General features: G+C 69.2%; 3 protein-coding genes. All 3 read right to left on the reverse strand.

What is annotated here, in order from left to right:
* On the reverse strand, nucleotides 1-1,215 hold a 1,215-nt coding region (locus VN856_RS18890; protein WP_325691771.1), incomplete at its 3' end, for an adenylate/guanylate cyclase domain-containing protein.
* Nucleotides 1,216-1,418: 203 nt separating this feature from the next.
* Nucleotides 1,419-2,975, reverse strand: coding sequence for an adenylate/guanylate cyclase domain-containing protein (locus VN856_RS18895; protein WP_325691773.1), 1,557 nt, complete (start codon nucleotides 2,973-2,975; stop codon nucleotides 1,419-1,421).
* A gap of 93 nt (nucleotides 2,976-3,068) precedes the next feature.
* A partial coding sequence (locus tag VN856_RS18900; RefSeq protein WP_325691774.1) for an adenylate/guanylate cyclase domain-containing protein occupies nucleotides 3,069-3,476 on the reverse strand: 408 nt, incomplete at its 5' end.

Consider the following 3,476-nt stretch of genomic DNA (forward strand, 5'->3'; position numbering starts at 1 on the left):
GTGGACGGCGATGCCCCCGACGTCGGCGTCGAGCAGTTCGCATTCGCCGGTGTGGATGCCGGCGCGGATCTGGATGCCCAGTGTCTCGGCGTCGGTGCGCAACGCCTCGGCGCAGCGAATGGCCTGCGTGGGGCCGTCGAAGGTGATCAGGTGGCCGTCGCCGGTGTGCTGCACCAGCGTGCCGCCGAATCGTTGCGTGAGGTCGGCGGTGATCTGGCGAAAGCGCTGCAGCACCGCACGCCAGCGCTCGTCGCCCGTGGCTGCGGCGTGTTGTGTCGAGGCGACGATGTCGGTGAACAGCACGGTGCGCAGGGCGCGACGTGACTGGGACGGCGCGGCGTGGCTGCCGGTGAGGAACTCCTCGACCTCGGTCAGGATCCGGTCGGGATCGGCGAGCCAGGGCGCGTGGTCCCTGCCCTCAACTTCGAGCAACCGCGCACCGGGGATGTGGTCGGCGAGGTACCGGCCGCACTGCACCGGAACGACTTCGTCGCGGGCATGGATGACCAGGGTGGGCGCGCTCATCGTCGGCAGGATCGGCCGCACGTCAATCCGGAAATTCGCTTCGAATGCCGCCCGCGCCATCCCGGGGCTAGCGCTCATGCGCTCCACCATCGCAAGCAGGCGTATCGACCGCACCGACGGCAGCAGAGCCTTGGCCGCCTCGCCGCTGCCCCACGCCGAGACGGCGGCGCGGCACCAAGCCTGCCAGCGGGCGAGCTGCTTCACCGAGGGCGCGTAGTCCTCACCCAGGTCGCGCACGAGGCGCGCCCGCTGCTCGGCCGGATCGCGGTCCAAGTCATCCCAGCCGTCGGCCAAGGAGTACGCGGAGGTGCCGGTAAGAATCAACGCCCGCGTTCGCTCCGGTCGTGTTGCCGCGAAGACGATGGAGGCCGGGCCACCCTCGCTAGCCCCGAAAAGCACCGCTCTTTGGAAGCCGACGGCATCCATGACAGCCTCGATCTCGGCCGCCCGATCATCCAGCGTGCGAACTTTCGGCGCCGGGTCCGACAGCCCCGCCCCGGCCTTGTCGAACAGAAGAACGCGACAAAACCTGGAGAGCCGCTCGAAGAAGGCCACAAATTCGGGAATGGTCCAATACAGTTCGATGTGGCTGGCGAACGATCCGGCGACGACGAGCTCGACCGGCCCGTCGCCGAACACCTGATACGCCAGACTCAGATCGCCGCACTTGGCGTATGACGTCTCCGCCATGGCATGAGCGTACTGCTGATCCCACCGCGCGCCGGGGCACGCCGCATCGCGGTCCCTGCGTGCAACTCGGCGCACCCCAGGCAGCTCGTGAATGTGGGGCCGTTGGCCAGCACTGGGGCGTGGCGCCGGTTGGATCTGAATGCGACTCACCTGTCAACGATGTCGTGGACTCAGACACCGCCAAAGCGCGCAGACTAAGTCTGTTATCTGCGACCGGTGGCCGGGGCGAGGCGGCTCAACCCGCGCAGAATCCACGGTGCGCGCCTCGCGATCGCCTCCACGGTGCGGTCCGAGCGGCGCATCGCCGTCCGACGGCCAGGAGTGGGCATTGACGCCAGTTCCGCCTCGGTCGATCCGGCCGGTGGACCGTGGCGATTGACCGCCAGGAGTTGCCAGATGCCGGGCACGCCGCGCAGCTCGACGCTGCCGCGGTCCTCAAAACCCGTGCCCGAACCGACGACCAGGTCACACACGGTGCGGGAGACGAGGATTTCGCCGGCGCCGGCCTGGCCGAGGATCCGCGCGGCGATGTGTACGGCGAGCCCCCCGATGTCGCGGTCCAGCAGTTCGCATTCGCCGGTGTGGATGGCAGCGCGGATCTGGATGCCCAGGGTCTCCGCGTCAGCGCGCAGGGCCTCGGCGCAGCGGATGGCCTGCGTCGGGCCGTCGAAAGTGGCGAGGTGGCCGTCGCCGGTGCTCTTGACCACCGTGCCGCCGAATCGCTGGGTGAGTTCGGCGGTGATCTCACCAAAGCGCTGCAGCACCGCGCGCCACCGCTGGTCGCCCGTCGCCGCGGCGTGTTGGGTGGAGGCGACCATGTCGGTGAACAACACGGTGCGCAGGGCGCGACGTGACGGCGACGGTGCGGCATGGCCGCCGGTGAGGAACTCCTCGATCTCTGTCAGGATCCTGTCGGGCTCGCTGGACCAGGGCACGGGGGCCACGCCCTCAACCTCGAGCCACCGCGCGCCCGGGATGTGGTCGGCGAGGTAGCGGCCAGACTGCACCGGAACAGGATCGTCGCGGGCATGGATGACCAGGGTGGGCGAGCTGATCGTCGGCAGGATCGGCCGCACGTCGATCCGGAACCCCGCTTCGACTGCCGCCCGCGCCATCCCCGGGCTCGCGCACATCCGCTCGATCATCCCGAGCTGGCGCATCGACCACCGCCCCGACGGGTAGCCAATATTCATCATCGCACCGGTGCCCCACGCCGAGCGGACAGTGCGGCCGAATTCCTGCACTCGGGCGATCTGCTCCGCCGATGGCCAGTACTTCTCGTCCACCTCGCGATACGCGCTCGCCATGCTTGCCCGCAGCTCGGCCGGGTCGCGGTCGACATCGTCCCACCCCCAATCGCCTGCCGTGAACGAAAACGTGCTGGTCAGGACCAACGCCCGGGTTCGCTCCGGTCGTGTTGCCGCGAAGACGATCGCGGGAGGGCCGCCATCACCCAGGGCGAAGAGGACCGCGTTGCCGAAGCCGACGGCGTCCATGATGGCTTCGATCTCGGCCGCTCGATCATCCAGCGTGCGAACGTGCGGGACCGGGTCCGACAGCCCGAACCCGGCCTTATCGAACAGGACGACGCGACAGAACGTGGCGAGGTGGTCGAAGAAAGCCTTGATTCCGGGCGCGGCCCAGACCAGCTCGACGTGCCAGACGAACGGCGCGACGAAGACCAGCTCGACCGGCCCGTCGCCAAACACCTGATACGCCAGGCTCAGATCGCCGCACGTGGCGTATGACGTCTCCGCCATGGCATGAGCGTAGTGCTGATCTCACCGCTCGCGGGGCGCGAGTGACAATGGGGTCGTTTGCCAGCAGTGGGACTCCGGCTGTTTATCTGCGTTTTATCTGCGTTCGGTGGCCGGGGCGAGGCGGGCCATCCCGCGCAGGATCCAGGGTGCGCGCCTGGCCATCGCGGCCACGGCGCGGTCCGAGCGGCGCATCGCGGTCCGAGGGCCGGGCGTGGGGATCGACGCCAGTTCCGCCTCGGCCGAACCCGCCCGCGGGCCGTGGCGATCGACCGCCAGCAGTTGCCAGGTGCCGGGCACGCCGCGCAACTCGACGCTGCCGCGGTCCTCAAAACCCGTGCCCGAGCCGACGACCAGGTCACACACGGTGCGGGAGACGAGGATTTCGCCGGCGCCGGCCTGGCTGCAGATTCGCGCGGCGATGTGGACGGCGATGCCCCCGACGTCGGCGTCGAGCAGTTCGCATTCGCCGGTGTGGATGCCGGCGCGGATCTGGATGCCCAG

It is taken from the genome of Mycobacterium sp., assembly GCF_035603715.1.
Lineage (GTDB): Bacteria > Actinomycetota > Actinomycetes > Mycobacteriales > Mycobacteriaceae > Mycobacterium.

What these genes read in the sequence shown, in the direction of transcription:
- VN856_RS18895 (WP_325691773.1), bottom strand. Translation starts at nt 2,975, where the DNA reads ATGGCGGAGACGTCATACGCCACGTGCGGCGATCTGAGCCTGGCGTAT.